The organism is Aliidongia dinghuensis, from assembly GCF_014643535.1.
GTDB lineage: Bacteria > Pseudomonadota > Alphaproteobacteria > ATCC43930 > CGMCC-115725 > Aliidongia > Aliidongia dinghuensis.
Genome location: NZ_BMJQ01000002.1, coordinates 448,350 through 465,075, shown reverse-complemented (window position 1 = coordinate 465,075; position 16,726 = coordinate 448,350). Strand labels below are relative to the sequence as shown.

Sequence of the window (16,726 nt, the reverse complement as noted above, 5' to 3'; positions counted from 1 at the left end):
CCAGCCACCGGATGGTATTTGCCGAAGTCGGGTGAGTGTGACAGCCGATCGCTAATGGCAGAACAGCAAGGCGGCATGGTCGTTCGGCCGAGCCGGTCTTACATTGCCAAATTCCTACAAGGTTGTTCAATCGAATGTCTGTCTAGAGAGCTTGGCTGCTCGAAAGCGGACTGGCAAGTTTCCACCCCGAGGCGACCTTGAGCACGGGCCGCCCCGTACGCTGGCGAACATGGGGGGCTAGCACAGCAGCACCTGTCCGTTTCGCGACAGAAATTGGCCGGACATCGCGAAACGCCCGGCGCTATGATTCAGGCCACTCAAACGGCGATGGCGGGATCATGAGCACGACGCTCGACGACGGCACACTGGCAAAACCGAAGGCCGCCGCCGCGGCGGGTCCGGTCTTCGGCATCCTGGGCTCGATCAGCTTCGCCCATATGCTGAACGACATGATCCAGTCGATGCTGCTTGCGATCTATCCGATGCTGAAGTCGAGCTTCGACCTGTCGTTCGGCCAGATCGGGCTCATCACGCTCACGTACCAGATCACGGCGTCGCTCTTGCAGCCGATGATCGGCTTCTACACCGACAAGCGGCCGAAGCCCTATTCGCTGCCGGTCGGCATGGGCTTCACGCTGGTAGGCCTCCTGCTGCTGTCGGTGGCGCCCAGCTATCCGGTGCTGCTGATCGCGGCCGCTTTCGTCGGCATGGGCTCCTCGGTGTTCCACCCGGAATCCTCGCGCGTCGCCCGCATGGCATCGGGCGGGCGGCACGGTTTCGCCCAGTCGCTGTTCCAGGTCGGCGGCAACCTGGGCTCGGCCTTGGGGCCTCTGCTCGCCGCCGCGATCATCATCCCGCGCGGCCAATATGCCATCTCGTGGTTCTCGGCCGCAGCCCTCCTCGCCATGTGCGTGCTGATCGGCGTCGGCCGCTGGTACCAGGCGAACGCGGCGCTCTTGAAGCCCAAGGCGAGGCACGGCGCCGACCATGCGGCCTTGAGCCGCGGCCGTGTCGGCCTGGCACTCGGCGTGTTGGCGGTGCTCGTCTTCTCGAAATTCTTCTATCTCGCGAGCCTGTCGAGCTATTTCACCTTCTACCTGATCCACAAGTTCGGGCTCTCGGTGCAGGACGCGCAGGTCCATCTGTTCATCCTGCTGGGCGCGGTCGCGGCCGGCACGATCGTCGGCGGGCCGGTCGGCGACAAGATCGGGCGCAAGATCGTGATCTGGGTGTCGATCCTGGGCGTCGCCCCCTTCACGATGCTGCTGCCCTATGCCGACCTCTTCTGGACGAGCGTGCTCTCGGTCGTGATCGGCCTGGTGCTGGCCTCCGCCTTCTCGGCGATCGTCGTGTTCGGCCAGGAGCTGGTGCCCGGCAAGGTCGGCATGATCGCGGGCCTGTTCTTCGGGCTTAGCTTCGGCATGGCCGGCATCGGCGCCGCCGTCCTTGGCCATGTCGCGGACGTCGCCGGCATCGACTATGTCTACAAGCTCTGCTCGTTCCTGCCGCTCTTGGGCATCTTCACCGTGTTCCTGCCGAACCTCGAGCGGCCGCGGCGGGCGTAATTAGCCTTTCGTTATATAACCCGTCGTTCCCGCGCAGTCGGGAACGACGGGAGTGGTGCAGGACGACCGGCCGGTCTATACCGGCCTTCCCGTTCCTTCCGTCCGCGCCGATCCATGCCCGAACTGCCTGAAGTCGAAACCGTCTGCCGCGGGCTCGCCTCGCGTCTTGAGGGGCGCGTCCTGACCCGGCTCGAGCTGCGCCGGCCGGACATGCGCTTTCCGTTTCCACCCGGCCTCAAGGGCCTGGTCGAGGGCCGGCGCGTGGTCGCGATCAAGCGGCGCGCGAAATACATCCTGATGACGCTCGACGACGGCGGCGTGCTGATCGGGCATCTGGGCATGTCCGGCCGCATGCTGATCGGCCCCAAGGCCGAGCTCGTGCTCGAGCCGCACGACCATGTCGTGCTCGAGACCGAGGACGGCACCGCCGTGCGCTTCAATGACGCACGCCGCTTCGGCTTCCTCGACTATTGCCGCGCCGAGGATCTTGGCACCCACAAGCTGTTCGCGGATATCGGGCCCGAACCGCTCGGCAACGAGTTTTCCGGCCCGTACCTGTCGAGCCGGCTCGAAGGCAAGATGACGCCGATCAAGGCGGCGCTGCTGGACCAGAAGATCGTCGCCGGCCTCGGTAATATCTATGTCTCGGAAAGCCTCTACTGGGCCGGCATCGCGCCGACGCGGCTCGCCATGACCGTGGTCGGCACCGCCGCCGACACGCTGGTGGCGGCGATCCGCCAGGTGCTGCTGAACGCGATCGCCGCCGGCGGGTCGAGCCTCAGGGATTACGTCCAGGCAACGGGCGAGCTCGGGTACTTCCAGCACCAATGGGCCGTCTACGGCAAGGAGGGCGAGCCCTGCCCCGATTGCACCTGCACGACGGGCATCGCGCGCATCGTGCAGTCGAACCGCTCGACATTCTATTGTGCCCAGCGGCAGCGATGATGGTGTAGACTGCGCCCCCGATGGTTCGACACCTGCTCCTGCCGGCGGCCGCGGTCGCCCTTGTGCTCGCCAGCCCCAGCCTCGCCGGCTCGGGCCTGACGCCGGTCTCGTATTCAGCACCGGTCTATGTGCCGGGCACCGAGGATGTGCCGCTGATGCCGGGCCTGGCCGCGGACGATGCCGCCTCGCTGGTGTTCGACAAGCCGCAGGGCCGGATCGTCGAAGCGGCGGCGCATGGGGCCGTGACGCGGCACGCGGTCGTGGCCTTCTACGACGAGAGCCTGCCGCAGCTGGGCTGGCGCCGCGCCGCCGCCCCCTCGACGACGACCAAATCCTTCGAGCGTGACGGCGAGCGCCTCAGCCTCGATTTCGACGGACGCGACGGCAATCTGCAGGTCGCCTTCACTCTGGCCCCGCGCTGACGCCGGCTGATCCTGCCCGGCCTGAGCCAGCGGGCCCTTCCCATCCGATGAGGAATTCATGACCTACGAAAATATTCTCGTGGAGAAGCGCGGCGCCGTCGGCATCGTGACCTTGAACCGCCCGCAGGCGCTGAACGCGCTCTGCGCCGCCCTCATCCAGGATCTGGGCGCCGCGCTTGACGACATGGAAGAGGACCAGGCGATCCGCGCCATCGTGCTGACCGGCAGCGAGAAGGCGTTCGCCGCCGGCGCCGACATCAAGGAGATGGCGTCCAAGACCTACATGGACGTTTACCTCAGCGACTTCATCACCAAAGGCTGGCAGCGCGTGACCACCTGCCGCAAGCCGATCATCGCGGCGGTCGCAGGCTATGCCTTGGGCGGCGGCTGCGAGATGGCGATGATGTGCGACTTCATCATCGCCGCCGACACCGCGAAGTTCGGCCAGCCGGAGATCACCATCGGCACGATCCCGGGCTCGGGCGGCACGCAGCGGCTGACCCGCTTCGTCGGCAAGTCCAAGGCCATGGACATGTGCCTGACCGGCCGCATGATGGATGCGGCCGAGGCGGAGCGCGCGGGCCTCGTGAGCCGCATCGTGCCGGCGGCCGAGCTCCTGGCCGAGGCGATCAAGGCGGCCGAGAAGATCGCGTCCTTCTCGCTGCCGGCCGTCATGATCGCCAAGGAGGCGGTCAACCGCGCCTACGAGACCTCGCTCGCCGAGGGCATCCTGTTCGAGCGCCGCGTATTCCACTCGACCTTCGCGCTAGAGGACCAGAAGGAAGGCATGGCCGCCTTCGTCGAGAAGCGCAAGCCGGTGTTCAAGCATAAATGAGCGCGCTCATGTCGGAGGCCGACGGCTGGGTCGTGCCGGTCGTCGGCGGGATCGAAGAGATCGCGCACCGCTATGACGGCTTCATCCTCGACGTCTGGGGCGTGCTCCATAACGGCGTCGAGCCCTATCCACGCGTCGTCGACACGCTCTATCGCCTGAAGCGCGCCGGCAAGCGGCTCTGCGTGCTGTCGAACGCGCCGGTGCAGGCCGAGACGGTGGCCGGCCGGATCGAGAAGATCGGCATCCCGCGTGATGCCTACCACCACATCATGACCTCGGGCGAGGAGGTCTGGCAGCATCTGAAGCACCGGCCCGACGCTTTCTACCAGGGCCTCGGCCGCCGCGTGCTGCATATCGGGCCGGAGCGCGACAAGGGCATGCTCGACGGGCTCGATCTCGAACGGGTCGAGGACGCAGGTGCGGCGGATTTCGTGCTCAACACCGGCCCGGGCGAGCCGGCCGACACGGTCGCGACATACCAGCCGGTGCTGGACGCGGCGCTCGCGCGCAATCTGCCGATGGTCTGCGCCAACCCGGACCTGACGGTGATGCGCGGGCCGGAAGTGCTGATCTGCGCCGGCTCGCTGGCCCAGGCCTACGAGGCTGGGGGCGGCACCGTCCGCTGGCACGGCAAGCCGTTCCCCGGCGTCTACCGCACCTGCCTGGCACTGCTCGGCGTCGCCGACAAGCGTCGCATCGTCGGCTGTGGCGACAGCCCGCGCACGGACGTGGCCGGCGCCAACGCGGCCGGGATCGACAGCCTGCTGGTCGCGGGCGGGCTGCATGCGGACGAATACCGCTTCGTGCCCGGCAACCGGCTCGACCCGCAGCACCTGACGCGCGTCTTGACCGACGGCCCGCGCCCGACCGCCGTGGTCGGCCGTCTCAACTGGTGAGGCTGAGACGGGTCTAGCGCCCGCCGCGCCGATCAGTGGTCCGATCAGTGGTCGGCGCGGTGCAGGATCTGGTCGGCGAGGCCGGTGTCGTAGGCCATGCCCTCGACGGTGACGAGCGCGCCGTGCGGGAAGTCCGACTCGATGAGCCCCTTGCGCTCGAGCGCCTTCCAGGCCGCTTCGTTGGCGAGCCCGGTCGCGTCCGCCGTCATGACGACCGCATGGCCGACGTGGAAATGATTGCCGTGCGGATGCGGCATGTTGCTGATCTCGACGGCGCCGCCGTCGCGCGGGCTCGCGTGATTGGGCGAGCGCGCCAGCTCCTGCATCAGCGTCAGGGTCTTGAGCTGCAGGGCATTGAGGCCGAGCGGATTCTTCTTCGGAGGCATGGGGAGGCTCGTTCGCGGGAGTGAAATGGACCGTCAGGCGTAGCGGTTTAGGGGAAGGTGGGCAAGCGACCGGTCACATGTTCGTCATTTGTTCCAAATCCGGAAGCTGCTAGGATTGCCCTCTGCCGTCAATCGGAGCCTCCGCGATGCCGCCGACCCTGTTCAGCCATCTTTCCCTCGGCGTCACCGACCTCGCGCGCAGCATCGCGTTCTATGACGCGGTGATGGCGGCGCTGGGCGGCGTGCGCTGCTTCACCGGGCCCGTCTCGGTCGGCTATGGGCCGACGATGGACAAGGAGGATCTGGCGCTCAAGCTCCGGCCCGGATCGGACGTGACGCCCCGGCCCGGCTTTCATCTGGCGTTTGCGGCCGATAGCCGCGAGATGGTCGACCGCTTCTATGCGGCAGCGCTCAGCCACGGCGGCAAGGACGACGGCCCGCCCGGCCTGCGCCCCTACTACGGCCCGACCTATTACGCCGCCTTCGTCATCGACCCAGACGGGCACCGGCTCGAGGCCGTGCATCAATAGGCCGCCTGCGCCTATCGCTTCGCCAGGCGACGGGCCACGAACAGGGCGCCGACGACGGCTGCAGTGCCGAGGAAAACGGCGAACGCTGTCGCGCCGACCGCGAGCCCCGACCGGTCGATGAGATAGCCGGTCGCGACCGGCAGCAGGCCCGCCGGAATATAGCCGCCGAAATTGAGCACCGCGTTGGCCTCGGCCCGGCGATGCGCCGGCACATGGAGGCCGATCAATGTCAGCCCGCCCAATTGCCCGAGTCCCTGCCCCGCCCCCGCGAGCAAAGCGGCCGCAACCATGACCGAGGCGATCGAGCCGTTCACCGCGATGGCCACGCCGACCATCGCGAGCACGGTCGCCGTCGAACCGATGAGCAAGATCGCCCTGACCGACAGGCGCCGCACCGCGAACTGCACACCGGTTGCGGTCAGGAACATGACGCAGGCCATGCCGCCGGCGATGAGCGGACTGGTCACGCCCAGCACCCTCGACAGGAGCGAAGGCCCGAGCGACAGCACGAAGGAGGTCGCGGTGATGCCGGGGCCGAAGACGGCGATTCCGCACGCGAGATGCGGCCGATTCTCCACCGGAACGCCCGGCAGACGCGGCCGCCATGTCCCCGGAGTTGGAGCTGGGCGCTTCAGCGGCAGCAGAGCGACCGCAATGAGGGCCGTCGCGAGCACAACAAACTCGACCATGAAAATCGGCAGCACCGGCCGCGCGAGGCCTTGCGCCAAGGCACCCGCCAAGAGCGGCCCCAACCCCGCGCCCAGCACCATTGCGACCGACGCCATGAGCGACGCCTGCTTGCGGCGCTCCGGTCCGCCCAGGTCGACGACGGAGGCCATGCCCGCGGAGACGATCGCGCCGACCGCGGCGCCGGAGAGCAGCCGTGCGGCGACGAGCATCGGCACCGCGTGTGCCGCCGCGAACAGGAAACAGGCGACGATCGCAGCCAGAAGGGCGGGGACCAGCACCGGCTTGCGCCCATACCGATCGGACAGCTGGCCGGCGACGAGCAGCGCCGCCAGGAGCCCGAGGATGTAGGCGCCAAAGATCTCGGTTAGCGTCGCGGCTGAGAAGCCGATCTCGCGCTGCCAGTGGACATAAAGCGGCGTCGCCGAATTCGACAGCACGAACACTGCCGTCACCACCCAGGCCGCCGCCCACATGCGCGAGGCGGCGGGGGCGCGTGTCGCTTCGGGTGCGACGGGGACATCGATCGGCGTCTGGGCGGACATGAGGCGGACTCCACAGGGCGCAAGTACGAATTTTTTCGAACTTACGCAGTCCGAGAAAACTCGTAAAGCCTGTTCGACAAAAATCGTACAGGCTGCTATACGGACCTCATGCCGTCACATCCCACCCCCGATCTGCCCCCGGCCCTGCCGGAGCCTTCCGTCGATGAGTTCCGGCTGGAAACGGTCATGGCGGCGCTGGCCGACCCGCTGCGCCTCACGATCATCCGCAAGCTTCTGCTGGAGTCAGACGAATACGATCACACATGCGGCTGGTTCGGCTTCGATCGCCCGAAATCCTCTCTGACCCACCATTTCAAGGCCTTGCGTGAAGCCGGCCTCATCCGGCAGCGGCAATATGGCCTCGAGCGCCGCAGTCGCGTACGGGTCGAGGATCTGAACCAGCGCTTTCCTGGGCTACTCGATCTCGTGACGAACTGGCAGCCGGTCGAGCCCGTGCGATAGCGGCCGGACCAGTACCGATCAGACCGGCACCAGGGGGCGATACGGTGCCGGCGGCAGTGTCACTTCGATCGGGTCGCCGGGCCGGATCTCGCCCGCGGCGAGCACGATCGCCATCACGCCGGCCTTGCGTACGAGCCCGCCCGCCGCGTCGCGATCGAGCACGGCCGCCATCAGGCCGGGCTGGAACCCGTCGATCTGCCGGCACGGGTTGCGCAAGCCGGTCACCTCGACGATCGCGTCGGCGCCGATGCGGAGCCGGCTACCGGTCGGCAGCGCCAGGAGGTCGAGCCCGCGGGTCGTCACGTTCTCGCCGAGCGCGCCCGGCGCCACATCGAAGCCCCCGGCGCGGAGTTCGCCGAACAATTCCGCGTGAATGAGATGGACCTGGCGCAGGTTCGGCTGGCTCGGGTCCTTGGCGACGCGCGAGCGATGCTGGACCGTCCTGCCGCGATGCGCATCGCCTGCGACGCCCTCGCCGACGATGAGCGCGATGCTCTCCTGATTGGTCTTGCTGAAATCATGCCCCGCGTGCCGGCTCACCGCCACGACCTGCCCCTGCCCCATCCAGCCCCTCGCCTTGCAAAAGTTCCCGTGCAAAAGTTCCCTCATGGGCCGCCCCATGAGCCATGCTGGCCAACCCCTTGCGCCGTAGAACGCTTGTCTCGATCATGGCGCCCGCGACCCATTAGCAAGGGACTTTTAAGCCTGGTTCACTTAGGGTCGCGCGAATTTTTCGCGTCGAGGCTGGAGAGGGTAGGATTGATGAGCGCCGAAATCATTGCGTTTCCGCTCAAGACACCATCCTGCATCGACCAGCAGCGCTGGATTCCTGCGCCCCGGCCGCGCCAGCCCGAGCCAATGCCCGTCTCGGGTTACCTGCACCTCTTCGGCTTTCTGGTCGTTGCCGTGTCAAGCTGGTTCCTGATCGCCGGCACGGTGCGCCGCGCCGCGAGCCTGCTCCACTGCTGACGTTTCACGGCTGATAGATCGCGTAGAGCTTTCGCGCCGCGGTCACCACTTCCCAGGTCCCAGTGAAGCCGGCCGGCACGACAAAACTGTCGCCGGCGCGATAAGGTGCGACCGTGCCGTCATCGCCGTGCAGGACAACCTCGCCCTCCAGCAGGTGGCAGAACTCATGCTCGGTATAGGCGACGCGCCAGCGGCCCGGTGTCGAAGCCCAGAGCCCGGCCGAGAATTTGCCGTCGTCGGAGCCATAGGCGTCGACAATACTCTGCTGCGGCACGCCTGAGAGGATGCGGTCCGCCGGCGGCAGATAGGGTGTGGCCGGCGCCGTATCCGGCGTGATCTTGAGCGTGCCCATCCGGCCTCCTCCCTCGACTGTGTCCGACCATGCTAGCCGGACGGCGGCACGCGGCATATGCCAAAGGAAACAAAGGCAAAACAATCAAATGCCCGACAAACCTGTGCCGCGGTTCACAGGTGGGCCGCGATCGGTCCGGCTATTCGGGGGTCCTCGACGCCTGAGGGGGAACCCGTTTCCATGAACCAGCGCCAGCGAACCGCCTGCCCCGATTGCCACGGCACCGGCAGCGATCCGACGCGTCGCCCCGTCCCTCTTCATCCAGCCCATCTGCGCCCAACCGTTCTTCACCCGGCCCTGCTTTGCGGCACCCCGCCGCACCCGACGCCCCATCAGGCGGAGTCCGCTCCCGCGCTCTGCCGGCAATGCCTCGGCACGGGGCGGCGCTGGGTGACGGCCGAGACGGCATAAGCCTTTCCCTCATCGCGCCCCATGGGCCGGCCCATTGGTAAGGGGTCGGCAGTCATTCGGATCCAGGATGCACCGTGGCCGCCGTTCCCTTCCGGCGGGCCCGACGAGAGGTGCCATGGACGGTTTGCTGCTGGGGCAGGTCGAGGCGGTCGAGCTCGATCTCGCCGCGAATCCCTATCCCGATCTGGTGCGGGCCCATGCCTATTGGCTGGCCAAGCGGCAGGATCGGCTGGCGCCCCGGCGACGCGACCTCGACCCGGTCGACCTGGTTGAGGTGCTGCCGCGCATCATGCTGGTCAACGTCGAGCGCGAACCGCTCGATTTCCGCTATCGCCTGTCCGGCACCGGCATCGGCGAAATGCACGGCTCCGACTTGACCGGGACCCGGCCGCGCGATCTCAGGCCCCCCGCCTATGGCCGGCTGATCGACAGTCATTATCGCGCCGCCGTGGCGCGCCGGACCCCGCTGCTGCACCTGATCGTGCTCGACACGACCGATCGGGCGCACGCCTATGTGCGCCTGCTGCTGCCGATATCGGAAGACGGCGTTGAGGTCACCATGCTGATGTCGATCGACGGCAAGGACCAGAACAAGCTCCCGCTCCGCCGCTTCTTCGAGACCCTGACCTCCCGCCGCTGAGCGGCCTCGTCGGGAGTCTTGCGGGGCCGCCCTGTACGCCACCCTCATGACGCGGCGCAATAGCCCCTATATACTGGCCCCGAGGACGAGACGCGGGATGCTACCCGCGCCCCTGGTTTGGTCTGGAGAGGAGCAGCGCCCATGGTCGATTTCCCCAAGCGGAGCCTTGCCGATTGGCAGGCGCTCGCCGCCAAGGAATTGAAGGGCGCCGCCCCCGAGACGCTGGTCACGACCACGCCCGAGGGGTTGGCGGTGAAGCCGCTCTATACCGAGGCCGATCTCGAGGGGCTCGGGACGCTCGGCACGCTCCCTGGCTTCGCACCCTATCTCCGAGGCCCGCGCGCGACCATGTACGCGAACCGGCCCTGGACGATCCGGCAATATGCCGGCTTCTCGACCGCCGAGGAATCGAACGCCTTCTATCGCAAGAATCTCGCCGCCGGGCAGATGGGCCTGTCGGTCGCCTTCGACTTGGCCACCCATCGCGGCTATGACAGCGATCATCCGCGCGTCGTGGGCGACGTCGGCAAGGCCGGCGTCGCGATCGACTCGGTCGAGGACATGAAGATCCTGTTCGACGGCATTCCGCTCGAGCAGATGAGCGTGTCGATGACCATGAACGGCGCCGTGCTGCCGGTCCTGGCCGGCTATATCGTGGCCGGCCTCGAGCAGGGCGCCCGTCTCGACCAGTTGTCGGGGACCATCCAGAACGACATCCTCAAGGAGTTCATGGTCCGCAACACCTATATCTACCCGCCGGAACCCTCGATGCGGGCCGTCGCCGACATCATCGAGTACACGGCGCAGAACATGCCGAAGTTCAACTCGATCTCGATCTCCGGCTACCACATGCAGGAGGCGGGGGCGACGGCGGTGCAGGAGCTGGCCTTCACGCTCGCCGACGGGCTCGAGTACGTGCGCGCGGCCCTCTCCAAGGGGCTCGCGGTCGACGCCTTCGCGCCGCGCCTCTCGTTCTTCTTCGCGATCGGCATGGATTTCTTCATGGAGGTGGCGAAGCTCCGCGCGGCGCGCCTGCTCTGGGCCGAGCTCATGAGCCAGTTCCAGCCCAAGAAGCCGGAAAGCCTGGCGCTCCGCACCCATTGCCAGACCTCGGGCGTGTCCTTGACGGAGCAGGACCCCTACAACAACGTCGTGCGCACGACGATCGAGGCGATGGCGGCCGTGCTGGGTGGAACCCAGTCGCTCCACACCAATTCCTTCGACGAGGCGCTGGCGCTGCCGACGCCGACCTCGGCCCGCATCGCGCGCAATACCCAGCTCATCATCGCCGAGGAGACCGGGATCCCGCGCGTCATCGACCCGCTGGGCGGCTCCTATTACGTCGAGCATCTGACCGCCAGCCTGGCCGATGCGGCGAGGAAGCTCATCGGCGAGGTCGAGGCGCTGGGCGGCATGACCAAGGCGGTGGCCTCCGGCATGCCGAAGCTCAGGATCGAGGAGGCGGCCGCGCGCCGTCAGGCACGCATCGATCGCGGCGAGGAAGTGATCGTCGGCGTCAACAAGTACCGCACGACCGAGAGCGCCGAGATCGAGATCCTGGATGTCGACAATGCCAAGGTGCGGGAAGCCCAGGTGGCGCGCCTGAAACAGATCCGCACGACGCGCGACGGCGGGGCGGTCGAGCAGGCGCTTGGTGCGCTGACCGAGGCCGCGCGCACCGGGACGGGCAACCTGCTGGCGCTCACGGTCGAGGCGATGAAGGTGCGCGCGACCGTCGGCGAAGTGTCGGACGCGCTCGAGAAGGTCTTCACCCGTCATTCGGCCGAGATCCGCTCGATCGCCGGCGTCTACGCCTCGGTCTATGAGGGCGACCAGGGCTTCGAGCGCATCCGCCACGAGGTCGACGCCTTCGCCGAGGAGGAGGGCCGCCGGCCGCGCATGATGGTGGTGAAGCTCGGCCAGGACGGGCACGACCGCGGCGCCAAGGTGATCGCGACCGCGTTCGCCGACATCGGCTTCGACGTCGACGTCGGCCCGCTCTTCCAGACACCGGAGGAAGCGGCGCGTCAGGCGATCGAGAACGACGTCCATGTCATCGGCATCTCGAGCCAGGCCGCCGGGCACAAGACGCTGGTGCCGGCGCTGATCAAGGCCCTCAAGGACCAGGGCTCGAGCGACATCCTGGTCGTGTGCGGCGGCGTCATCCCGCCCCAGGACTATCCGGCCTTGAAGGCCGCCGGCGTCGTCGCGGTCTATGGCCCGGGCACCAACATCCCGAAGGCCGCGGCCGAGATCCTGGGCCTGATCCGCGAGCAGCGCCTGGCCGCCTGAACCCTGTTTCCCGCGCCCTGCGATCAGGGCGCGGGAGCCCAGCGGTTCGTGCGGTTGCTGCGCTGCCAAACAGTCGTTAGGCTGGACCGCATCATGCCGCTCTCAGCCCCTGCTCCGCGCGAGCATATCCATACCCGTCACGTCGAGTGCCGCGGCTATCGCCGTGCCGATGGCCTGTGGGACATCGAAGGCCACATGACGGACGTCAAGACCTATGGCTTCAAGAACGACTGGCGCGGCGAGATCGTGGCCGGCGAGCCGCTGCATGAGATGTGGATCCGCATCACGGTCGACGATGATCTGGTGATCCACGACATCGAGGCCGCGACCGACCATTCGCCCTATCGGATCTGCCCGGACATCGTCGGCAATTTTGAGCGCTTGAAGGGCCTGCGCATCGTCGGTGGCTTCACCAACAAGATGAAGGCGCTGGTCGGCGGCACGGAAGGCTGCACGCACCTGGTCGAGCTCATGGGCCCGATCGCGACCACGGCGTTCCAGACCATCTTCCCGCTGAAGAAACGCCGCGAGAAGACGCCGGAAGAGATCGCCGCAGAAGCAGGCCAGCCGCCGAAGCGCCCGCCGCTGCTCGACACCTGCCACGCGTTCGCGAGCGACAGCCCGGTCACCAAGAAGAACTGGCCGCAGTTCTATACGGGGCCGCAGGACGAGGCTTAGTGATCCGTCTTTGATTTCTCCTCTCCACCCCCGGGGTAGAGAGGAACCGCTGTGCATATTTTCTGACCATCGCCCCTTGCCTCTCGCATCCCATGCGCCATATCCATTATGGAGCGTTTGATCCGAAACAGGGTGTCGCGATGGGCCGACCGCGTGAATTCGACGAACAGGACGTGCTCGCCACCGCCGGCGAGATCTTCTGGGCCAAGGGCTATGAAGGCACCTCGACGCGTGACCTGACCGCCGGGACCGGGCTTACCCACAGCAGCCTCTATGGCGCGTTCGGCGACAAGCGGGGCCTTTATCTGAAGGCGCTCGACCAGTATCTCGACCGGACCTTGCGTGAACGCATCGCCCGGATCGAACGGTCGCACACGGGTGCCGCCGCCATCGGCGCATTCTTCGACGAGATGGCGGCCCGCTCGCTCGCCGATCCGCTGCATCGCGGCTGCATGATGGTCAACACGGCAATCGATGCGGCCCCGGGCGAGGCGGAGTTCCAGCGCGTGGTCGCCGACGAGACCCAGCTCATCGAGGCCTTCTTCCGCCGCGCGGTCGAGGCCGGCCAGGCGTCGGGCGAGATCGCGCGCCGGCAATCGGCCACGGATCTGTCGCGCCATCTTCTGTCCGTTCTCCTCGGCCTGCGCGTGCTCGCCCGCGTGCGGCCGGATGCGGACCTGCTGAACGGCCTCGCGCGCTCCGCCCGCGCGATCCTCACCACCTAGCCTGTCAAATGTCGATCCCAGGAGCCCTGATCATGAGCGAAGCGAAACCCACGCTCGACGAGAGCAAGGTCGCCTATCAACTGCCGCAGCCCGTGGGCATGGTGCCCGACGTCTTCGTGCCGGCCGTGCTCGACCTCGACGGCGGCGACCCGCGCGAGTGGGTCCCGCAATCGGCCCATGTCTCGTTCAAGCCGCTGATCCTGAACGTCAGCCAAGGCTACTACGTCAATATCCTGCGCGTGCGCCAGGCGGGCGTGCTGTCGCGCCACCGCCATAGCGGCCCGGTCCATGCGCTGACACTGCGCGGCTGCTGGCGCTACCTCGAGCACGACTGGATCGCGTCCGCCGGCGACTACGCGTTCGAGCCGCCGGGCGAGACCCATACGCTGGTGGTGCCCGACGACGTCGACGAGATGGCGACGCTGTTCCACGTCACCGGCGGCTACACCTATGTCGACCCCTATGGCGTGGCGCTGGGCTACGAGGATGTGTTCACCAAGCTCGAGAACGCCACCAAGCACTACGAGGCGGTCGGGCTCGGCGCCGATTACGCGAAGAGGTTCGTGCGATGAGGCGCCTTTCGATCGAGGTCGACGGCACGCCGGCCAGCTATCTCACCGCCGGCGACGGCGGCCCGCCGCTTCTGCTGCTGCACGGAACCTACTGGAGCCGCGTCTGGCAGCCGGTGCTGGAGGACCTGGCCCGGGCCGGCCTCACGCCGATCGCGGTCGACCTGCCCGGCTTCGGCCGGTCGGCGGGGGAGCTCACGCCAGACCGGGCAAGCGTGCCGGCGCTCGCACGCTGGGTCGAACGCTTCGTGGCAGCGCTGGGCCTGGCGGACCAGCCCGTGCTGCTCGGCGGCCACGACATCGGCGGCGGCATCGCCCAGCAGCTGTTCGTCGACGCCAATCTCGACATCCCGCGGCTCGCCCTCATGAACGCCGTCATGTACGAGTCCTGGCCGGCGCCGACCGTGCTGCGCTTCCGTGATCCGGATGTCGCCGCTGCGACCACGCCCGCCGACATTCTGGCGGCACGCCGGCAATCGGTTATCGCCGCACTGGCGCGACCGGCGAGCGAGGCCGAGATCCTGGAATGGCTCGATCCCTGGACCGATCCGCGCGTCGCGCGCTCCTGGCTCGCCATGGCGGTCGCCGCCGACCATCGCTACACGATGGAATTGGTGCCGGCGTTGAAGGCGTCGACCAAGCCGAAGCTGCTGATGTGGGGTGAGGACGACGGGTTCCAGAAGGTCGAGTACGCCGAGCGCTTCGCGGCCGAGATCCCGAACACGCGCCTCGTCCGCATTCCCAAGGCCGGGCATATCCCGACCGAGAACGACGCGGCCGGGATCGCGCGCGAATTGATCGGGTTCTTTACCGCTTAAGCCCCCAGCTCGTCCGGCGTCGCCGTGCCGATGAGCTCCCCGTGCAACGCCTCGGTCGCCTCGTCAGCCGGAAACAGGCATTCGAGGCGTAGTTCCTGGGCCGCGACGGTCTGCGGCGTGCCAACGGTCGTGACCATCGAGAAATAGTCGAGCCGCCTGCCATCCTTGATGAAGCTCAGGGGGACGACCGGCGTCACAGCCTGGATGCTCGTCGCCTTGGGCGGGGCCCAGCCGGGCTCGACCTCCGGATAGGCCAGCAGGGCCGCCAGCAGCTCCTTGATCTTGTCGTCGACCACGCGGCCGACCGCTTCGCGATAGACCCGCTCGATGAGGCTCTGCGCCACGCGGGGCCAATCGGCGACAAACGGGCGCATGCCGGCGGGATCGAACATCAGATGCAGCATGTTGCGCGGGCTCTTGCGTGCCGACAGGTCCGTAAAGCAGCCGAAGAAGCGCGGTGCTGCCCCATTGGTCATGAGCACGTTCCAATAGCGGTCCATGACCAGCGCCGGGAACGGCTCGTGCTGGCGCAGCATGCGGTCGAGCGCCGCGGTGATGCTGCGCATCTCCGGCCCGTCCCAGGCGCCGTCCGGATAGATCGGCGCGTAGCCGCCGGCCAGCAGCAGCGTGTTGCGGTCGCGCAAGGGCAGGTCGAGTGCCGTCGCGAGATCGATCAGCATCTGACGGCTCGGCACGCTGCGTCCGACTTCGATGAAGCTGATGTGCCGCTGCGACACGCCGGTGTCGAGCGACAGCTCGAACTGGCTCTTGCCGCGGACGTCCCGCCAGTGCCGCAACAGGGCACCCAATTCGCCGCCCGGGGACATGACGGTTGAATTCTGTGAAGGCATCCGGGCTTCCTCTCGACACAAGAAGCTGATCCGTTCGCGGCGAGGCCGGCCGCACCGGCCGATCAAGCGGCAGGGCGGCCGGCTTCGATCCCTTAAGCCTGCCAGGCGTGCCGCTGCAGAAACTCCTCGAGCGGCGGCTTGGTCATGGTGCCTGCATAATTGGTGATCGCGGAAGCCGCGACGACCGCCAGTATTTCCAGCGTCTGCTCTCGCCGGAAGCCGGCCTCGACGAAGGCCGCCAGATCCTGCTCGCCTACATGGCCGCGTGTCTCGATCAGCTTGCGTGCCAAGGCGGAGAGTGCCGCGTGACGTTTGTCGGCCGGCAGCCGGCGCGAGCGGATCGCCTCGACGTCGGCCGGGGAAAGACCTTCCTTGAGCGCCAGCATGGAATGGAAAGCAACCGCCCATGCGCAGGAATTCGTGACCGCGTTGGTCAGCAGCAGGGTCTGGATCTCCGCCTCGGTGAAGGTGCCGGCATGGACCTGCTGGAACAGCCCGATGAAGGCCTTGATCAGCTCCGGCGAGTTGGCCATGGCGCCGGCGATGTTCGGGATCAGGCCGAACGTCTGCTTCAGCTGGTCGAGCACCGCCTTCGACTTTTCCGGGGCCGAGGCAATGCTGTGGATCGGATAGGAAGTCATGATCGCTCCTCGTCAATGTCCCGACCAACGGAACCGTCGGGACAGCGAGGAATGAACGCGAAACGCCGATGCCCGCCAACTACCTCCCAGGTATTAAACGGGCTCTCAGAGCCCCGCCTCTTCCGGCGTCGCGGTCTTGAGCGAGAGCGCATGGACCGGGCCCGCCAATTCCTCCTTCAAGAGGTCGTAGACGACGCGCTGGCGGGCGACGCGGCTCTGCCCGGCGAAGGCGGCGGAGACGATCTCCAGGTTGAAATGACTCTCGCCGCCCTTGTGCCCGGCGCCCGGATGACCCGCATGGCCGGCATGGCGCGCGGAATCGTCCTCGATCACGAGGCGTACCGGCTTCAACGCCTCGGTGAGTTTCTGTTCGATCGACTGGGCAACGCGCATGCGATGGGGCCTTCGGCGTAAGTCAGAAAAAGGTTGATGGTGAGATGGGGCCTCCCCACCTGCCGTGTCAACCGACCCCGCGTGTCAATGGGCCGCGTGTCAACCGGCCGGCAC

General features: G+C 67.3%; 21 protein-coding genes. 14 read left to right on the top strand and 7 right to left on the bottom strand.

The genetic code is table 11. The annotated features are described in order from the left end of the window. Window positions 1–338 precede the first annotated feature (338 nt). From IEY58_RS05515 to IEY58_RS05495, 5 genes are all read left to right on the top strand, one after another. The gene (locus tag IEY58_RS05515; protein ID WP_189043316.1) at window positions 339–1,565 is read left to right on the top strand and encodes an MFS transporter; all 1,227 of its coding nucleotides are present in this window, start codon (window positions 339–341) and stop codon (window positions 1,563–1,565) included. A 114-nt stretch (window positions 1,566–1,679) separates the two neighbouring features. Beyond that, the gene (gene mutM, locus IEY58_RS05510) at window positions 1,680–2,510 is read left to right on the top strand and encodes a bifunctional DNA-formamidopyrimidine glycosylase/DNA-(apurinic or apyrimidinic site) lyase (RefSeq protein WP_189043314.1); all 831 of its coding nucleotides are present in this window, start codon (window positions 1,680–1,682) and stop codon (window positions 2,508–2,510) included. A 20-nt stretch (window positions 2,511–2,530) separates the two neighbouring features. Then, window positions 2,531–2,932: a hypothetical protein gene (locus IEY58_RS05505; protein WP_189043312.1), complete on the top strand. Its 402-nt coding sequence runs from the start codon at window positions 2,531–2,533 to the stop codon at window positions 2,930–2,932. Between the two features lie 58 nt (window positions 2,933–2,990). After that, complete coding sequence (locus tag IEY58_RS05500; protein WP_189043310.1) at window positions 2,991–3,767, top strand: enoyl-CoA hydratase; 777 nt, start codon at window positions 2,991–2,993, stop codon at window positions 3,765–3,767. An 8-nt stretch (window positions 3,768–3,775) separates the two neighbouring features. Further along, complete coding sequence (locus IEY58_RS05495; RefSeq protein WP_189043308.1) at window positions 3,776–4,663, top strand: TIGR01459 family HAD-type hydrolase; 888 nt, start codon at window positions 3,776–3,778, stop codon at window positions 4,661–4,663. Window positions 4,664–4,707: 44 nt separating this feature from the next. Here IEY58_RS05495 and IEY58_RS05490 read toward each other — a convergent pair whose 3' ends face one another. Then, window positions 4,708–5,049 (bottom strand): hypothetical protein, encoded by a 342-nt coding sequence (locus IEY58_RS05490; RefSeq protein WP_189043306.1) that lies wholly within the window; start codon window positions 5,047–5,049, stop codon window positions 4,708–4,710. Window positions 5,050–5,195: 146 nt separating this feature from the next. Between IEY58_RS05490 and IEY58_RS05485 the strand changes: the two genes are divergently transcribed. After that, window positions 5,196–5,579: a VOC family protein gene (locus IEY58_RS05485; protein WP_229743507.1), complete on the top strand. Its 384-nt coding sequence runs from the start codon at window positions 5,196–5,198 to the stop codon at window positions 5,577–5,579. Window positions 5,580–5,590: 11 nt separating this feature from the next. Here the strand turns inward: IEY58_RS05485 and IEY58_RS05480 are convergent, their stop codons facing one another. Beyond that, window positions 5,591–6,811, bottom strand: a complete 1,221-nt coding sequence (locus tag IEY58_RS05480; protein WP_229743506.1) for an MFS transporter — start codon at window positions 6,809–6,811, stop codon at window positions 5,591–5,593. Window positions 6,812–6,997: 186 nt separating this feature from the next. On the opposite strand from IEY58_RS05480, the gene IEY58_RS05475 reads away from it, so the two are divergent. After that, complete coding sequence (locus IEY58_RS05475; RefSeq protein WP_229743505.1) at window positions 6,998–7,273, top strand: ArsR/SmtB family transcription factor; 276 nt, start codon at window positions 6,998–7,000, stop codon at window positions 7,271–7,273. A gap of 18 nt (window positions 7,274–7,291) precedes the next feature. On the opposite strand, the gene IEY58_RS05470 is transcribed toward IEY58_RS05475, so the two are convergent. Continuing rightward, the gene (locus IEY58_RS05470) at window positions 7,292–7,837 is read right to left on the bottom strand and encodes an MOSC domain-containing protein (RefSeq protein WP_189043302.1); all 546 of its coding nucleotides are present in this window, start codon (window positions 7,835–7,837) and stop codon (window positions 7,292–7,294) included. Window positions 7,838–8,035: 198 nt separating this feature from the next. On the opposite strand from IEY58_RS05470, the gene IEY58_RS05465 reads away from it, so the two are divergent. Next, entirely contained in the window at window positions 8,036–8,242 is a 207-nt protein-coding gene (locus IEY58_RS05465) for a hypothetical protein (protein ID WP_189043300.1), read from the top strand. A 4-nt stretch (window positions 8,243–8,246) separates the two neighbouring features. Here the strand turns inward: IEY58_RS05465 and IEY58_RS05460 are convergent, their stop codons facing one another. Next, window positions 8,247–8,594, bottom strand: coding sequence for a cupin domain-containing protein (locus IEY58_RS05460; RefSeq protein ID WP_189043299.1), 348 nt, complete (start codon window positions 8,592–8,594; stop codon window positions 8,247–8,249). Between the two features lie 526 nt (window positions 8,595–9,120). Here IEY58_RS05460 and IEY58_RS05455 point away from each other — a divergent pair. The 6 genes from IEY58_RS05455 to IEY58_RS05430 all read left to right on the top strand — a co-directional run bounded on the left by IEY58_RS05455 (window position 9,121) and on the right by IEY58_RS05430 (window position 14,727). Continuing rightward, on the top strand, window positions 9,121–9,645 hold the full coding sequence (locus tag IEY58_RS05455) for a PAS domain-containing protein (protein WP_189043297.1): 525 nt from the start codon (window positions 9,121–9,123) through the stop codon (window positions 9,643–9,645). A 141-nt stretch (window positions 9,646–9,786) separates the two neighbouring features. After that, on the top strand, window positions 9,787–11,937 hold the full coding sequence (gene scpA, locus IEY58_RS05450; RefSeq protein ID WP_189043295.1) for a methylmalonyl-CoA mutase: 2,151 nt from the start codon (window positions 9,787–9,789) through the stop codon (window positions 11,935–11,937). A 93-nt stretch (window positions 11,938–12,030) separates the two neighbouring features. Then, on the top strand, window positions 12,031–12,615 hold the full coding sequence (locus IEY58_RS05445) for a DUF2889 domain-containing protein (protein WP_189043293.1): 585 nt from the start codon (window positions 12,031–12,033) through the stop codon (window positions 12,613–12,615). A 140-nt stretch (window positions 12,616–12,755) separates the two neighbouring features. Then, window positions 12,756–13,340 (top strand): TetR/AcrR family transcriptional regulator, encoded by a 585-nt coding sequence (locus tag IEY58_RS05440; protein ID WP_189043291.1) that lies wholly within the window; start codon window positions 12,756–12,758, stop codon window positions 13,338–13,340. A gap of 32 nt (window positions 13,341–13,372) precedes the next feature. Beyond that, the gene (locus tag IEY58_RS05435; RefSeq protein ID WP_189043289.1) at window positions 13,373–13,912 is read left to right on the top strand and encodes a 2,4'-dihydroxyacetophenone dioxygenase family protein; all 540 of its coding nucleotides are present in this window, start codon (window positions 13,373–13,375) and stop codon (window positions 13,910–13,912) included. Continuing rightward, entirely contained in the window at window positions 13,909–14,727 is an 819-nt protein-coding gene (locus IEY58_RS05430; RefSeq protein ID WP_189043287.1) for an alpha/beta fold hydrolase, read from the top strand. The genes IEY58_RS05435 and IEY58_RS05430 overlap by 4 nt, the downstream gene beginning before the upstream one ends. On the opposite strand, the gene IEY58_RS05425 is transcribed toward IEY58_RS05430, so the two are convergent. From IEY58_RS05425 to IEY58_RS05415, 3 genes are all read right to left on the bottom strand, one after another. After that, window positions 14,724–15,578, bottom strand: a complete 855-nt coding sequence (locus IEY58_RS05425; protein ID WP_229743504.1) for a helix-turn-helix domain-containing protein — start codon at window positions 15,576–15,578, stop codon at window positions 14,724–14,726. The genes IEY58_RS05430 and IEY58_RS05425 overlap by 4 nt on opposite strands. Window positions 15,579–15,670: 92 nt before the next feature. Continuing rightward, complete coding sequence (locus tag IEY58_RS05420; protein WP_189043285.1) at window positions 15,671–16,219, bottom strand: carboxymuconolactone decarboxylase family protein; 549 nt, start codon at window positions 16,217–16,219, stop codon at window positions 15,671–15,673. Between the two features lie 105 nt (window positions 16,220–16,324). Beyond that, window positions 16,325–16,612: a BolA family protein gene (locus tag IEY58_RS05415; RefSeq protein WP_189043283.1), complete on the bottom strand. Its 288-nt coding sequence runs from the start codon at window positions 16,610–16,612 to the stop codon at window positions 16,325–16,327. Window positions 16,613–16,726 lie beyond the last annotated feature (114 nt).